The sequence below is a fragment of the Methylophilus sp. genome, assembly GCF_052173275.1.
Taxonomy (GTDB): domain Bacteria; phylum Pseudomonadota; class Gammaproteobacteria; order Burkholderiales; family Methylophilaceae; genus Methylophilus.
Map to the genome: position 1 here is coordinate 15,691 of NZ_JBQMUL010000002.1, position 15,053 is coordinate 30,743.

At 52.1% G+C, this 15,053-nt stretch carries 16 protein-coding genes and 1 tRNA gene; 6 read left to right on the top strand and 11 right to left on the bottom strand.

All coding sequences use genetic code 11. The features are described 5' to 3' along the window. Nucleotides 1-203: 203 nt before the first annotated feature. The 7 genes from pheT to ACTS9Y_RS01550 form a co-directional block, all read right to left on the bottom strand. The gene (pheT, locus tag ACTS9Y_RS01520; RefSeq protein WP_442584255.1) at nucleotides 204-2,552 is read right to left on the bottom strand and encodes a phenylalanine--tRNA ligase subunit beta; all 2,349 of its coding nucleotides are present in this window, start codon (nucleotides 2,550-2,552) and stop codon (nucleotides 204-206) included. A 45-nt stretch (nucleotides 2,553-2,597) separates the two neighbouring features. Beyond that, entirely contained in the window at nucleotides 2,598-3,599 is a 1,002-nt protein-coding gene (gene pheS / locus ACTS9Y_RS01525; protein ID WP_442584256.1) for a phenylalanine--tRNA ligase subunit alpha, read from the bottom strand. An 83-nt stretch (nucleotides 3,600-3,682) separates the two neighbouring features. Continuing rightward, nucleotides 3,683-4,042 carry a 50S ribosomal protein L20 gene (gene rplT, locus ACTS9Y_RS01530; protein WP_379031113.1) on the bottom strand — a complete coding sequence of 120 codons (360 nt, stop codon included), beginning with the start codon at nucleotides 4,040-4,042 and terminating at the stop codon, nucleotides 3,683-3,685. A 10-nt stretch (nucleotides 4,043-4,052) separates the two neighbouring features. Further along, nucleotides 4,053-4,250, bottom strand: a complete 198-nt coding sequence (gene rpmI, locus ACTS9Y_RS01535) for a 50S ribosomal protein L35 (protein ID WP_019881750.1) — start codon at nucleotides 4,248-4,250, stop codon at nucleotides 4,053-4,055. 103 nt (nucleotides 4,251-4,353) lie between these two features. Further along, nucleotides 4,354-4,938, bottom strand: coding sequence for a translation initiation factor IF-3 (gene infC / locus ACTS9Y_RS01540; RefSeq protein WP_442586888.1), 585 nt, complete (start codon nucleotides 4,936-4,938; stop codon nucleotides 4,354-4,356). A gap of 40 nt (nucleotides 4,939-4,978) precedes the next feature. Further along, complete coding sequence (gene thrS, locus ACTS9Y_RS01545) at nucleotides 4,979-6,901, bottom strand: threonine--tRNA ligase (RefSeq protein WP_442584257.1); 1,923 nt, start codon at nucleotides 6,899-6,901, stop codon at nucleotides 4,979-4,981. A 208-nt stretch (nucleotides 6,902-7,109) separates the two neighbouring features. Continuing rightward, a tRNA-Val gene (locus tag ACTS9Y_RS01550) sits at nucleotides 7,110-7,186 on the bottom strand. A gap of 57 nt (nucleotides 7,187-7,243) precedes the next feature. On the opposite strand from ACTS9Y_RS01550, the gene ACTS9Y_RS01555 reads away from it, so the two are divergent. Next, nucleotides 7,244-7,987 (top strand): 2OG-Fe(II) oxygenase, encoded by a 744-nt coding sequence (locus ACTS9Y_RS01555; RefSeq protein WP_442584258.1) that lies wholly within the window; start codon nucleotides 7,244-7,246, stop codon nucleotides 7,985-7,987. A gap of 21 nt (nucleotides 7,988-8,008) precedes the next feature. On the opposite strand, the gene ACTS9Y_RS01560 is transcribed toward ACTS9Y_RS01555, so the two are convergent. The 4 genes from ACTS9Y_RS01560 to ypfJ are packed head-to-tail and all read right to left on the bottom strand — an operon-like array spanning nucleotide 8,009 to nucleotide 11,581. Further along, a complete protein-coding gene (locus tag ACTS9Y_RS01560) occupies nucleotides 8,009-9,199 on the bottom strand; it encodes a lytic murein transglycosylase (RefSeq protein ID WP_442584259.1) in 1,191 nt (396 codons plus the stop codon). A gap of 59 nt (nucleotides 9,200-9,258) precedes the next feature. Continuing rightward, the gene (locus tag ACTS9Y_RS01565) at nucleotides 9,259-10,089 is read right to left on the bottom strand and encodes an NAD-dependent epimerase/dehydratase family protein (RefSeq protein ID WP_442584260.1); all 831 of its coding nucleotides are present in this window, start codon (nucleotides 10,087-10,089) and stop codon (nucleotides 9,259-9,261) included. 12 nt (nucleotides 10,090-10,101) lie between these two features. After that, on the bottom strand, nucleotides 10,102-10,716 hold the full coding sequence (locus ACTS9Y_RS01570; RefSeq protein WP_442584261.1) for an NUDIX domain-containing protein: 615 nt from the start codon (nucleotides 10,714-10,716) through the stop codon (nucleotides 10,102-10,104). A gap of 19 nt (nucleotides 10,717-10,735) precedes the next feature. Then, complete coding sequence (gene ypfJ, locus ACTS9Y_RS01575; RefSeq protein ID WP_442584262.1) at nucleotides 10,736-11,581, bottom strand: KPN_02809 family neutral zinc metallopeptidase; 846 nt, start codon at nucleotides 11,579-11,581, stop codon at nucleotides 10,736-10,738. A gap of 94 nt (nucleotides 11,582-11,675) precedes the next feature. Between ypfJ and ACTS9Y_RS01580 the strand changes: the two genes are divergently transcribed. The 5 genes from ACTS9Y_RS01580 to pyrR are packed head-to-tail and all read left to right on the top strand — an operon-like array spanning nucleotide 11,676 to nucleotide 15,052. Then, nucleotides 11,676-12,269: a riboflavin synthase gene (locus ACTS9Y_RS01580; protein WP_442584263.1), complete on the top strand. Its 594-nt coding sequence runs from the start codon at nucleotides 11,676-11,678 to the stop codon at nucleotides 12,267-12,269. Then, nucleotides 12,269-13,378, top strand: a complete 1,110-nt coding sequence (ribBA, locus tag ACTS9Y_RS01585; protein ID WP_442584264.1) for a bifunctional 3,4-dihydroxy-2-butanone-4-phosphate synthase/GTP cyclohydrolase II — start codon at nucleotides 12,269-12,271, stop codon at nucleotides 13,376-13,378. The genes ACTS9Y_RS01580 and ribBA overlap by 1 nt, the downstream gene beginning before the upstream one ends. Next, complete coding sequence (locus ACTS9Y_RS01590; RefSeq protein WP_442584265.1) at nucleotides 13,375-13,980, top strand: YqgE/AlgH family protein; 606 nt, start codon at nucleotides 13,375-13,377, stop codon at nucleotides 13,978-13,980. The genes ribBA and ACTS9Y_RS01590 overlap by 4 nt, the downstream gene beginning before the upstream one ends. Beyond that, the gene (gene ruvX / locus ACTS9Y_RS01595) at nucleotides 13,973-14,476 is read left to right on the top strand and encodes a Holliday junction resolvase RuvX (protein WP_442584266.1); all 504 of its coding nucleotides are present in this window, start codon (nucleotides 13,973-13,975) and stop codon (nucleotides 14,474-14,476) included. The genes ACTS9Y_RS01590 and ruvX overlap by 8 nt, the downstream gene beginning before the upstream one ends. Nucleotides 14,477-14,488: 12 nt before the next feature. After that, a complete protein-coding gene (pyrR, locus tag ACTS9Y_RS01600; RefSeq protein ID WP_442584267.1) occupies nucleotides 14,489-15,052 on the top strand; it encodes a bifunctional pyr operon transcriptional regulator/uracil phosphoribosyltransferase PyrR in 564 nt (187 codons plus the stop codon). Nucleotide 15,053 lies beyond the last annotated feature (1 nt).

A 15,053-nucleotide genomic window follows, 5' to 3' on the forward strand; every position in this document is an offset into this window, starting at 1 on the left:
AACGATCCCCTGAACCTTCTTATTATGTGAGATGACGCTAGTATTAAATCAACTGGTTATTCGGGTTTAATCCAATGACTTTCCCAGAGAATATGCCAGATACTATTCCGAAATTATCCTGACACTATTTCGAGAACTATCTAATGTATTGTTCGAAACATATCTTGGTGATGTTCGAAAACTACCCTAGTGATAACCGAAAACTACCGTAGTGCTGCAGAAAAATTAGATGACCAATTTTTGAGGATTTGTGACACGATTGCATCCACTTCCTCATCGACCATAGTTTTGCCAGTATCTTGCATAAGTACAAGAAATGCAAGGCTTTTTTTGTTTTCTGGCACGCCTTTTCCCTGATAAACATCAAACAATTTTACAGTTTGCAGCTGCGGAATTTTCTCTGCAATAATGGCATTTATCATGTCTTGTGCAGAGATATTTTGCTCAACAACCATGGCTAAATCGCGACGTACCGGCAAGAATTTACTGACTTCCTGGTAAGCGGGAACGTGACTGATCTGGATGGCTTCTGCATCAATTTCAAACAGGAAACAGGCCTGATTCAATTGATATTGCTGTTGCCATTGCGGGTGTAGTTTACCCAACCAGCCAACGGCTTTTTCACCTGCATAAATACGCGCTGTCTGACCAGGATGCAATGCCGGATGTTGCTCTGCTACAAAACGCACAGGCTGGGCAAACAATGCCTCAGCATGTGCTTTCGCATCATAAAAATCAAAAGCTTGCGCAGCACTGCCCCATTGCTCAGGCAATGCATTGCCATAACAGAGGCCGGATAAAGTCAGGGTTTCAGCATAGCCTTGTGCGTGACGCTCATATCTGCTGCCTAGTTCAAACAACAGGGCGCGCGATTGCTGGCGATTGAGGTTGTAGCTCAACGTGTCGAGCAAACCACCCCATAAGCCAGAGCGCATCACGCTCAGGTTGCTGGCGATTGGGTTTTTCAGGGCGATTGGCTGCTGGTTACCGTATAGATCACGTTCCCAGGCGGCATCGACAAAGCTGTAGGTGATAACTTCCTGATAGCCTTGCTGCACCATGATGTCACGCAAGTGGTCAGGATGGCGCTGGGCTTCTGGCGCGATCAGCATCGCTTGTGAGGCGACTGGCGTCAATGCCGGGATATGTTCGTAGCCATGCAGACGTGCGACTTCTTCGATCAAATCCTCTTCACGTGCGATATCAAAGCGGAAGCTGGGCGCGCTGACATTGAACGCGCCGTCGGCTTCGCTATAAACAAACCCTAATTGAGTCAGTAATTGGCCGACCTGCGCTGCGCTGATATCAATGCCAAGCACTGAAATCAACCGCTCGTAACGCAAGGAGACCTGTTTGCGCACTGGCAACTGGCTGGTACTGGTGGTGACTGCGCCGGCCTTGCCGCCACAGATCTCAAGCACAAGGGCAGTTGCGCGCTCTAAGGCTTGCAAGGTGTTGCCGAAATCGACACCACGCTCAAAACGATAGGAAGAGTCAGTACTCAGGCCCAGACGGCGTGCTTTGCCGGCCAAGGTATCTGGTGTGAAAAACGCACTTTCGAGGAAAATGGCCTGGGTCGCATCGCCGACCGAGGTAGACTTGCCACCCATGATACCGGCCAATGCAACGGGGCCGTTGGCATCTGCAATCACCAGATCATCGGCTTTTAAAGTGATTTCAGTATCGTTTAGCAGTGCCAGTTTTTCGCCCGCTTGTGCAAGGCGTACCTGAATATCGCCTTGCAGCAAGTTCAGGTCAAAGGCATGCAATGGCTGGCCTAGTTCAAGTAATACGTAATTGGTGATATCGACCAGCGCGCTGATGCTGCGTATGCCGCTGCGTTCCAGCCTGCGTACCATCCAATCCGGGGTTGCGGCTTTTGCATTAACGCCTTCGACCACTCTGCCGTAATAGGCAGGGCAGGCCTCACTGGCGGTTACCGTCACTGCCTTGCTTAGCTGGCTAGTGACAGCCGCTACCTGGATAACTGGCGCCTGGATAGGTGCGCCGGTCATGGCGACCACATCACGTGCGATGCCTAAAATACTTAAACAGTCGGCACGGTTCGGTGTGAGTTTTAGCGTATAGGTATGGTCATTCAGGTCAAGATATTCACGGATATCCTGCCCGACGGGCGCATCGGCTGGCAGCTCTAAAATACCATTCGCTTCAGTGGCAATGCCCAGCTCTTTGGCTGAGCACATCATGCCAAATGACTCCACACCGCGCACTTTTGCCTGTTTGATGCTGATGCCTGGCAACTCGGCCCCGACCAGGGCACAGGGCGCTTTCAATCCCGCGCGGGCATTGGCAGCACCACACACGATTTGCAGTATTTCACCGCCGACATTGACTTTACATACCTGCAAACGGTCTGCATCCGGATGCTTGCTCGCTTCCAGGATTTCTGCAACAACAATCTGGCTAAAAGCAGGCGCGACCGGAGTCAGCTCTTCCACTTCCAGACCAGCCATGGTCAATGCGTGACCCAATTGCGCGGTATCCAGCGCTGGATTGACCATAGAGCGTAACCATTGTTCTGAGAACTGCATATTATTGTCTTTACCTAATTAATCAGAGTTAAAAGTGACGGGCGGTTATTTAATAAACTGCTGCAAAAAGCGCAGATCATTATTAAAGAAATGACGTAAATCATTCACACCATAGCGCAGCATGGCCAGCCGTTCAACGCCAAGGCCGAACGCAAAGCCACGGTATTTTTCACTATCGATATTCACGTGCTTGAGCACTTCAGGATGCACCATGCCGCAACCACCGATCTCCAGCCAGCCGCCGTTCCAGCTCATGTCCATTTCGGCAGAAGGCTCGGTGAACGGGAAGAATGACGGGCGAAAACGCACAGTCAGATCATCGCGCTCAAAGAATTTCTGCAGGAAATCCTGCACCACGCCTTTTAAATTGGCAAAGCTGATCTGTTCGTCGACCCATAAACCTTCCACCTGGTGGAACATCGGTGAATGCGTAGCATCAGAATCCACACGGTAAACGCGGCCTAGCGCTATAATCTTGAGCGGTGGCGTGTTATTTTCCATGTAATGCACCTGCACCGGTGACGTATGCGTACGCAATACGTGCTCCATACTGTCATTGCCACTATCCACATAAAAAGTGTCATGCATGGCACGTGCCGGATGATTATCGGGGATATTCAGCGCGGTGAAATTATAAAAATCAGTTTCGATCTCAGGACCATTAGCCACACTGAAACCGATAGAATGAAACAGTTCTTCTACCCGGCGCAATGTCAACGTCACCGGATGCAAGCCACCCGCAGACTGCGCACGCGCAGGCAAGGTGACATCGATGCTTTCACTTGCCAGCTGTTTGGCCTGTTCTGCAGCCAGAATGCTGTCACGGCGTGCATTGAGTGCCTGCTCCACCGCTTGTTTAACCACATTAATCGCAGCGCCTGCTGCCGGTCGTTCCTCTGCAGACAGTTTACCCAGACCTTTTAAGGCTTCGGTGAGCGCGCCAGATTTTCCCAGATATTTGGCTTTGGCATTTTCCAGGGCAGGCACATCATGACAGTTAGCAAAGTCTTGCTGTGCTTCTGCGATTAAGGGGTTAAGATCGGCCATAGGTATATTTTCTAGCAATTGTGTTTTGTACAGCGATTGAAATAAAAAAAAGAGGCCGCAGCCTCTTTTTTCGTTAGGTCAGACTAGGCGCTTAAACCTGATTTTGCCAATTCTACGAATTTAGCGAAAGCAGCTTTATCAAACACAGCCAGGTCAGCCAATACTTTACGGTCTACTTCAACCGCAGCTTTTTTCAAGCCATTCATGAAACGGCTATATGTCAAACCAGCTTCACGGGCTGCAGCGTTAATACGCGCAATCCACAAAGTACGGAATTGACGTTTTTTCTGACGACGGTCACGGTAAGCATATTGACCGGCCTTCATCACTGCCTGTTTGGCAACGCGGTAGACGTTCTTACGACGACCACGGTAACCTTTAGCGGCTTTTAAAACTTTCTTGTGTCTTGCGCGGGCTATGACGCCACGTTTTACTCTAGGCATATCGGTCTCCTTATTGTGTTGGCATCATTGCGCGAACGCGTTTGACATCAGTTGCAGAAATAATGGAAGTACCGCGCAGCTTACGTTTTTGCTTGGTGGTTTTCTTGGTCAGAATATGGCGCAAGTGAGAGTGTGTACGCTTCACTTTACCATTACCCAAGAACTTGAAGCGCTTTTTAGCGCTGCTCTTTGTTTTCATCTTTGGCATTTTGGTCTCCTTAGAGGTTGAATAGAGAGTAACTAGGCAGCCAATTTAGCCGTATTACTCCAAAAAAACTTTATGTACTGCTTTAAACTTGTTGCGCTGAATGTTATTCAGCGGCTGGTGTTTCTTTCTCAGCAGGCTTGTCTGCTTTTTTAACGACCGGGACGGCTTTCTTTGCCGGTGCCAGCACCATCACCATTTGGCGGCCTTCCATTTTAGGATATTGCTCAACCAATGCATGCTCTGACAAATCTGCTTCCAGACGTTTTAACAGGGCCAGACCAAATTCCTGGTGCGTGATCTCACGCCCACGGAAGCGTAAAGTAATCTTTGCTTTATCACCATCGCCCAAAAAGCGGATGATATTACGTAACTTGATGTTGTAATCGCCATCATCAGTGCCGGGCCTGAATTTGACCTCTTTGATTTGCACCTGTTTTTGTTTCAGCTTTTGCTCATGCAGACGTTTGCTCTCGGCGTATTTGAATTTGCCATAATCCATCAAACGGCACACTGGTGGTGCGGCATTTGGTGCAATTTCAACAATATCAATATCAGCTTCTTCCGCTTTGGCAAAGGCCTCTCTCAGAGTCATCACACCTAACGGTTCGCCATCTACACCAACTAAACGCACTTGTGGCGCGGTAATATCGCCATTGATGCGTGTATCTTTATCTTGAGCTATAACAATCCCCTAAACAATAAACAAAGCCGCACGGCACCAAGGAAAATCAGACCTTGCTTTGGATGTCTTGCTGCACACGCGCTACAAACGCGTCTACCGTCATCACACCCAGATCTTCACCTTTTCTGGTACGTACGGCCACTTGACCATTTTGCATTTCTTTGTCACCCACCACAATCAGGTATGGCAACTTTTGCAAACTATGTTCGCGTATTTTATAGGTAATCTTCTCATTTCTCAAGTCAAAATCGCACCGGATGCCATTTTTCTTCAAACTTTCAACCACTTGGCGCACATAATCGGCTTGACCATCAGAAATATTCAGCACCATGACCTGCACCGGTGCCAACCAGGCTGGCATGGCACCCGCAAAGTTTTCAATCAGAATACCGAGGAAACGCTCCATGGAACCGACGATGGCGCGGTGCAGCATAATCGGGCGCTGACGGGAATTATCTTCAGCCACATATTCCGCACCCAGGCGTTCCGGCAAGTTAGGGTCGAGCTGGATGGTACCACACTGCCACATCCGGCCCAGTGAGTCTTTCAATGTAAACTCGATTTTCGGGCCGTAGAAAGCACCCTCGCCTGGCTGGTATTCAAATTCCAGGCCGTTAGCTTTAATGGCATTAGCCAACGCAGTCTCCGCCATATCCCAGGCTTCTTCAGTACCGACGCGCTTCTCAGGGCGGGTAGACAGCTTGACGATCACATCATCAAAACCGAAGTCTTTATAGACCTCGTACAACATCTTGATAAAGTCGGCCACTTCGGCTTCGACTTGCGATTCCATACAGAAAATATGCGCATCATCCTGGGTAAAGCCGCGCACGCGCATCAAACCATGCAAGGAGCCGGAAGGCTCATTACGGTGACACGAGCCAAACTCTGCCAGGCGCAACGGCAGATCACGGTAGCTGTGCAGGCTGCTGTTGAAAATCTGGATATGGCCGGGGCAGTTCATCGGCTTGACAGCGTAGTCGCGGCTTTCCGATTGCGTCACAAACATATTGTCACGGTAGTTTTGCCAGTGGCCTGACTTTTCCCACAGGGTTTTGTCCAGCACGGTAGGCGTGCGCACTTCCTGGTAGTCGTACTCTTTGAATTTGGCACGCATGTACTGCTCAACTTCCTGCCAGATCACCCAGCCGCGCGGATGCCAGAACACCATGCCTGGTGCGTCGTCCTGCATATGATAGAAATCCAGCTGCTTGCCGAGCTTGCGATGGTCGCGCTTTTCGGCTTCTTCCAGCATATGCAGATAAGCTTCCAGCTCGTCTTTATTGCGCCAAGCGGTGCCATAAACACGCTGCAACATCTCGTTATTACTGTCACCACGCCAGTAAGCGCCAGCCAGCTTCATCAGCTTGAACGCTTTCAGCTTGCCGGTATTCGGCACATGCGGGCCACGACACAAGTCGGTGAAACCACCTTCGCTATATAGCGAAACATCTTCATTGCTGGGGATGCTGGCAATGATCTCGGCTTTGTAGTGCTCGTTAATGCTTTTGAAATAAGCGACTGCTTCATCGCGCGGCAATACCTTGCGCTCCACTTTTTCGTCTTTTTTGGCCAGCTCAACCATTTTCTTTTCAATGGCAGTCAAGTCGTCCGGTGTAAACGGGCGTTTGTAGCTAAAGTCATAGTAAAAGCCATTATCAATCACCGGACCTATGGTGACCTGGGCATCGGGGAACAGCTCTTTAACAGCATAGGCCAGCAAGTGGGCGGTCGAATGGCGGATCACATCCAGGCCTTCGTCGTTCTTATCGGTAATGATGGCGAGGTCTACGTCCTGCTCGATCAGGTAGCTGGTATCCACCAGTTTTGCCTCTTGCCCTGGGTGCGTGACTTTGCCTGCCAATGCGGCCTTTGCCAGACCGGCACCAATATTCAGCGCAACATCAGCCACGGTCACCGACTGCTCAAAGCTTCTGGTAGACCCATCAGGCAAGCGTATTACAGGCATGTATCTCTCTCACTCAGGTTAAAATCGCTATAAAAACAAGCGCATGGCGCCTACTTTACAGTCAAACAAACATTATCGCACAGCGCGTGAAAAATCCGCAACGGGACTAGGCATGCATCCGTGCCAGACCAGGTATAAAAACCCTGACACCCCGGCTAAAAACTGGCTAAAAACAAAAAAGCCACCTCGCTGAGGTGGCTTTACTATCTGGTAGTCGCGAATGGACTCGAACCATCGACCCCCACCATGTCAAGGTGGTGCTCTAACCAGCTGAGCTACGCGACTATAAATTCCTGCTATCAATTCCCTACCATCAATTCATAGTCATGCTGCAAAACAGGCATGCTGCAAATCAATAAGGTTGCGCATTCTATCCGAAAGCAGGCTGATAGGCAATGGTATCCGCCTTATAATATCGCCATGCATCGCAACGATATCTCACCAGCCCTTCTGCCTGACCGTATGGCAACCCAGTTACTGGATACGCTGACTCACCAGCACTATTGTGTGATCGACCAGTTTATTCCTGACGCCTTGATCGCATCCCTGCGAGTTCTGGCGCTAGCACGCCAGCAATCTGGCGACATGCATCAGGCAGGCACCAGCAAAATCGCCGTGACTAACCCCGCTTTGCGCGGCGACCAGATCGCCTGGCTGGATGAAAGTGACGCACATCCGGCTGTACGCCAATATTTTGCGCTGTTAGCCGAACTGCGATTACTGGTGAATCGCAACCTGATGATGGGGCTGGACGAGGTTGAAACACATTTTGCAGTCTACCCGGCCGGTTCTGCAGGCTACGCTACGCATATCGACCAGTTCCACCAGCATAGACAAGGCCCCGGCTCGCGGGCACTGACCTTGATCATCTATTTAAATGATGACTGGCCGAAAGACGCTGGCGGAGAATTACGTTTATATACCGGCCAGCACACGGCGACACCTTTACCAACAGCTCCGCATATCGATGTTGCACCCATCGGCGGCAGGTTGGTACTGTTTTTAGCGGACAGGTTCTGGCATGCCGTGCTGCCGGCAAAACAAGCACGCGTGAGCGTGACCGGATGGTTTAAAACCCGCAAGTGACCAGGTAAAACATCGTAGCCATCACGGCTCTGATGTCAGTCGGTTATAAATCTCTATCCCTGGGTAACCATCCAAAGGTAGTTTTTGCGTGGCCTGGTAACGGCGAATGGCGGCTTGCGTTTTACCGCCAGGAAAGCCATCCGGCGTGCCGCTGTCAAAGCCTTTCGCATTCAACGCTTCCTGCAATGTCCACATTTGCTGGTAGCTGAGCGCTGGTGGTTCGGGCGGCATCGCCAGCGTATACATATCCTGCCGTAACTGTTGACTCAACAGGCTGACACTCAGCGCATAATTTACCGAGCGATTCCACTGCATGATCACATCAAAATTGGGGAAGACCATATAGGCCGGGCCATCAAAGCCCTGCGGCAGAATAATGGCTGCTTGCGGAAAACTCAGGGCATTTTCCGGCACACCGACTACGCCGAGCTTGACCCACTCACTTACTGGTTTATTAAGCTGCAATTGCGCCTGGCTATAATCAAACCCAGGTGGCAGCGCCACCAGCAGGCTGATGGGTTTACCCGCTTGCCAACCCGCCTGTGACAAATAATTGGCTGCTGAACTGAATATATCCGGGTATGAACTCCAGATATCGATTTTGCCATCCGCATCCGCATCTACACCATATTTCAGCAGGGTACTTGGCATAAACTGCATATGCCCGGTGGCACCCGCCCAGGAGCCGGTGACCGGGCTATCATAACGATGTTCGCGTTCGACCACGCGCATCAGGTTAAGTAATTCGCGCTTGAAAAACTCGGCACGACGCCCTTCATAAGACAACGTTGCCAGCGCCGAGGCCAGCGGAATATCGCCCATAAAGCTACCAAAGTTGGTTTCCAACCCCCAAAATGCCACCAATACCTCCCTGGGCACCTGGTATAACTCTTCGACCACATACAGCACGCCCTGGTAATCGTTCAGCATCTGCTTGCCTTTGTTGACCACGCGCTGGTTGATGCGGCGGTTCACATAGGCCGAAAAACTAGTGACAAACTCGGGTTGCTTGCGATCCAGTTCAATCACTTTGGGCAGGTAAGTCACCTGGTTGAGCGTCACATCGACTGCTTGCGGCGCAATGTGTAAAGCCAGCGCTTCTTGTCGCAACGCGGCTACCCATAGCGGAAAGCCTTCACCGTCATCGGCGACAGTGATTACACTACTGAATATCAGCCCGGCAACAAGTAATACTTTGAATATCGCTCGCAAATTTTTACCTTCTAACCAAAAACATAGGGGCTTTCATCACTAAAAGTACAGCCGCGTAATTAAGCATTCGCGGCCAGTATCGCTGCATAACCTGCCTGATAATCGGCAAACTGCAATTTGAAACCGCTTTGCGGCAAAAACTGGTTGGTGATGCGTTTGCCGGATTGCGGCTGCATAGGCGGCGTATCCGGCAACGGCACTTGCAACTGGCCGGCCATCCACTGCAACACTTCGTGCTGCAAAGCAGGCACACCATCCGTCACTATGCAATGCGCTGGCAAAACTACGTCATTGGCGAGTAATTCATACAGATGCACCACTGCCCGTGCCACATCCAGCTCATGGATCCGGTTAGTCCAGTGCGCCTGTTTGGGCCAGCGGGCTGGGTCTTGCACGGCGCGCAATAAATACAAGCGTTGCGGGCCATAAATGCCTGACACGCGCAGGGCAGAATGCCCACACGGTAAATCATAGAGCAGACGCTCGGCATCCAGCATCACCTGCCCATCGGCGTCAGCGGGGACTACAGCAGTACTGTCATCAATGAATTCCCCCTCATGTTCGCCATAAATACCAGTGCTGGAGATGAAAAATACATGGCGCAACGCCGATTTAGACACTTGCGCCAGCACATTCTTTAACCCCTGCACATAGGTCTGCTGATAAGACTGCCCTTCAACCGGCGCCAGACAATACAGCAGGATTTCAGGCTGCAACTCGGCCAGTTCTGGTAACGCTTCATCGGCCACCACATCCAGGTGCAAAACCTGCGCACCTTCAGGTACTGCCTGTTTGGAACGGCGGACTATCGTCAGTTCATGCCCATGCGTGAGGGTTTGCTGCGCAATCAAGGTACCTAACCCACCGCAGCCTATCTGTAATACTTTCATTAACGACTCTTTCTAAACACTCAATCCTGATATGGGATGCTGACGCAGATAACGCTCAGCCAGCAGCATGGCGCCCATGGTTTTACTATCGGTGATTTCGCCGTTTTCAATCGCCTGCATCACACGGGCAAATGGCCAGACAAACACATCCATCGCTTCATCAATATCTCTGGCATGCTCGCCCAAGGCCAGCCCGGTTGCCAGGTAGATATGGATTACCTCATTTGAATAACCGATGCACGGATGCTGTATGCCCAATTTCACCCACTCCTGGGCGCGATAGCCGGTTTCCTCCAGCAACTCGCGTTGCCCGGTCTGCAATACGGGCTCTCCGTGATCGATCTTACCGGCTGGCAGTTCTATAAATACTTGCTGTAGCGGATAGCGAAACTGCCTTTCCAGCACTACACCGCCTTCTTCGGTCAACGCTACCACGACCACAGCGCCCGGGTGAGTGACATATTCACGGCCACTCACGGTGCCATTTGGCAAACGTGCCTGGTCATAACGCACGGTAAGCATCTTGCCCTGCGCCAGAATCTCGCTGGAGACTGTGGTTTCAATCAGATGCTGATCGTCTGGCAGATCGCTTGCAGATGCGGGTGAAGAATTACCTTGTTGGGTCATACCTTGAATTCCATACTGCCTATGCTGATGTTTTGAATGTATTACAGTCGTTGACGCTGCCGGATTGCAGCCCTGTTTTAAACCATTGCACCCGTTGCTCGGCGCTGCCATGGGTGAAACTGTCCGGCACTGCATAGCCTTGCGCCTGTTTTTGCAAGGTGTCATCGCCAATGGCGGTGGCTGCGCGCAGTGCTTCTTCAATATCGCCGTCTTCCAGGATACGGAACTGCTGGTTGGCATGGTGTGCCCACACACCGGCATAGCAGTCAGCCTGCAATTCCAGCTTGACCGAATAAGCATTGGCTTCCGCTTCCGAGCCAGCCTGCTGTTTGGCCTGCTGTACTTTTTGCGAAGTGCCCAGCAGGTTTTGTACGTGATGGCCGACCTCGTGCGCAATCACATAAGCTTGCGCAAAATCGCCAGGTGCCTTGAAACGCTCTTGCAGCTCCTGGTAGAAGCTGAGGTCAATATAGACTTTCTGGTCAGCCGGGCAATAAAACGGCCCCATCGCCGCCTGTCCCTGGCCACAGGCGGTCTGCGTGGCGCCACCAAAGATTTCCAGATTGGGCGCGCTGTACTGCTTGCCTGCCGAAGTGAATATTTCTTGCCAGACCTGTTCGGTACTCCATAATACTTTCGCCACAAACTTCACTTTTGGGTCATTGCTATCCGCAGGCGCGGCTGAAGTTTGCGCAGCGGGCTGCCCTTGTTGCGCCAGATTCAAAACCAGATTGGGGTCTACACCAAAATACATCGCCACCAGCGCAATGGCGATGGTGCCTATGCCGATACTGCGGCCGCCGATCAGGCCACGGCCACGACTATCTTCTACATGCTGACTTTCTTCCAGATCATCTAAACGCATATGCTCACCCGGCCAAGTATGAAAAAATATTGGTTTATGAAAAATGTTGTGGGAATGTGATTACTTTAGCATGCAGCACTGATAAAATCACACCATGTTCACTGGGATTATTCAAACCGTCGGCCACATCGCCGACGTAGTCACACACGGCGACGATCGCGCGTTACGTATCGAAGCTTCCGATTTAGGTCTGCAAGATGTCCAGCTGGGGGATAGCATCGCCGTCAATGGTGTATGCCTCACTGTGACCAGCCTGGACCACAACACGTTTGAAGTGATGGCATCTCAAGTCACGCTGGAAGTCACCACCGGGCTGGGCAAGCCGGGGCCGGTGAATCTGGAAAAAGCCTTGCGGCTGGCTGACCGGCTGGGTGGCCACCTCGTCACCGGCCATGTTGATGGCGTAGGCACCATTACCGCCCTGGAACCCGTGGGCGAATGCTGGCTGCTGAAAGTGCGTGCCCCGCATGCGCTGAGCAAATATATCGCTCAAAAAGGCTCATTATGTGTGAATGGCGTCAGTTTGACCGTCAATGCCATTGTGCAGGATGAAGCCAGCATCAACCTGATCCCCCATACCATGCAACACACCATCATGCAGTTTGCCAAACCCGGAGATGCAGTGAATCTTGAAATTGATTTAATCGCGCGCTATGTTGAGCGCATGCAAGCCTGGGAGCAGGAATAATGTCGGCACAGATCAGTACTATTGAAGCGATTATTGCCGACATCCGTGCCGGAAAAATGGTTATCCTGGTAGACGACGAACACAGGGAAAACGAAGGTGACTTTGTGATCGCGGCAGAATTCGTCACCGCAGAACACATCAATTTTATGGCCAAGTATGGCCGCGGCCTGATCTGCCTGACGCTGACCGAGCAACGCTGCCGCCAGCTGAATTTGCCGCCCATGACGCGTAAAAACGGCACCCGTCTGGGCACCAACTTCACGGTATCGATTGAAGCGGCAGAAGGTGTCACCACCGGCATCTCCGCCGCTGACCGCGCCACGACTATCCGCGCGGCCATCGCCAAAAACGCGACTGCCACCGATATCGTCAGCCCGGGGCATATTTTCCCGATCGGGGCGATGAACGGTGGTGTACTTGTGCGCGCCGGACACACCGAAGCGGGTTGCGACCTCGCGCAACTGGCTGGCTGCGAACCTGCCAGCGTCATCTGCGAGATCCTGAAAGATGACGGTGAGATGGCGCGTCTGCCGGATCTGATGCAAGTAGCGGCCGAGCATGATATCCGCATCGGCACCATTGCTGACCTGATCCATTACCGCGCCTCGCATGAAACCCTGATTGAACGCAGCGCCGAGCGCAAGATTGAAACGGCTTACGGGCCCATGCAACTGATCGCCTACCGCGACAATATCGCGCGAGAAACCCATCTGGTGCTGGTGAAAGGCGATCCGCAAACCGCTGAAGAAACCCTGGTGCGTGTGCACGAGCCTTTATCCATGATAGACCTGCTGGATAGCAGCCATCAATCGCATAGCTGGAATTTGTTACAAGCCATGCGCACCATCAGCACCGCGCCGTGTGGCGTCATCGTGCTGATCAACCGGGACGAAGATGGCCTGGGGCTGACCGACAGGATTTTGCGCGCTGACCAGAAAATCACCCTTAATCAGGAGTTACGCAATTACGGCATAGGCTCACAGATTCTGTTGAACCTGGGCGTGAAAAAAATGCGCCTGATGGCCGCACCGCGCAAAATGCCAAGCATGGATGGCTTTGGCCTGGAGATCACCGGCTACCTCAGCGAGGAAGAAGCGCCACCTGTATGAGTGAACAATTACCTTTATCTGAAATCAACGAACGATTGAACCTGACTGGCCAGATCCTGATCGCCATGCCAGCCATGCAAGACCCCTACTTCAGCAAAAGCGTGATCCTGATCTGCAGCCACGACGATGATGGGGCCATGGGTATGATTCTCAACCATCCTTTGCAACTCAATGTCGGCGACTTGTTTGAACAACTGGATATGCCATGTGATGCCCCGCATCAGCAAGCTCGCCTGGTGCATTTTGGCGGGCCGGTGCAAGTCGAACGCGGCTTTGTGTTGCATACGCCTGCCACAGAATTCAATACCACGCTGGGCTTGTCCGAAGGGCTGGCGATGACTTCTTCCAAGGACATCCTGGAAGCTGCCGCCCGCGACGAAGCACCGCAGGATATGTTTATCGCCCTCGGCTACACCGGCTGGTCTTCCGGCCAGCTGGAGGATGAGATCCAGGCCAATGCCTGGCTCACCTTGCCTCTGGACGACAGCGAACATCTGCATAAACTCATTTTCACCCTGCCTAACGATGACAAGGTGTTATGGGCCATGCAGCAACTTGGGGTGGATTATGCCACCCTGTCCGAGGTGGCAGGGCATGCCTGAAGCGCTCAAGCACGGCAAGCAACCCCTGAATCAAAGCCACCTGCCTATTACAGAACGCCGCTACCCTGATATCAGCGGCACCGTGCTCGCGTTTGACTTTGGTGAAAAACGCGTAGGCGTGGCGGTGGGTGAAACCCTGCTTGCTCTGGCGCACCCTTTGCTGACCATAGCCGCCGAAGACAATGCCGGCAAGTTTGACCAGATCACCTCGCTGTTGCAGGAATGGCAACCAGTGTTGCTGATCGTAGGCCTGCCCATGACCATGGATGGTGACGCCCATGCCATGACCGCGCTGGCACAAAAATTTGCCCAACGACTGGAAGGCCGCTTTAACCTGCCAGTGATGATGATAGATGAGCGCCTGACCTCGGCCGAAGCCTCGCAGTCACTGCGTGAAGCAGGCATCCGCGGCCGGGCGCAGAAACAACATTTGGACCAGGTTGCCGCACAAACTATATTACAATCTTACTTTGACGCTTATCACTCACGTTCATAGCACAGGACTCTCATGATACTGCCTGACCCCGAACAACTACTGGATCAGCTTTACGACCAATTAAAACCACGCATCCATGACAATACCGCTCTGGTCGGCATCTATACCGGCGGCGTGTGGTTGATGGAAAAACTGTTGCATCGCCTGCAGAATGACCTCGGCCGCGATATCGCGCATGGCAAACTGAACGCCTCCATGTACCGCGATGACTACGCCAGACGCGGCATGAAAACCACCGCCCAGCCTGGCCATATCCCTTTTGACGTCAATGACAGGCATATCATCCTGGTCGACGATATTTTTTACACTGGCCGCACCGTGCGCGCAGTCATCAACGAATTATTCGATTATGGCCGCCCGGGCCTGATAGAACTGGCGGCGCTGATCAACCGCGGCGGCGCACAATTACCGATACGTCCGGACATTGTCGGTGCCGACATCCCACTGCAGGCCCACCAGGCATTCGAGCTCTCCATCAATACCCAGGGGCGATTGCTTCTCAGTGTGACAGACACCAGCCAGACAGCCACCAAACCGCCTGAAGCCCATCCTCCTGCAGATAATGGAGCCAATTAAC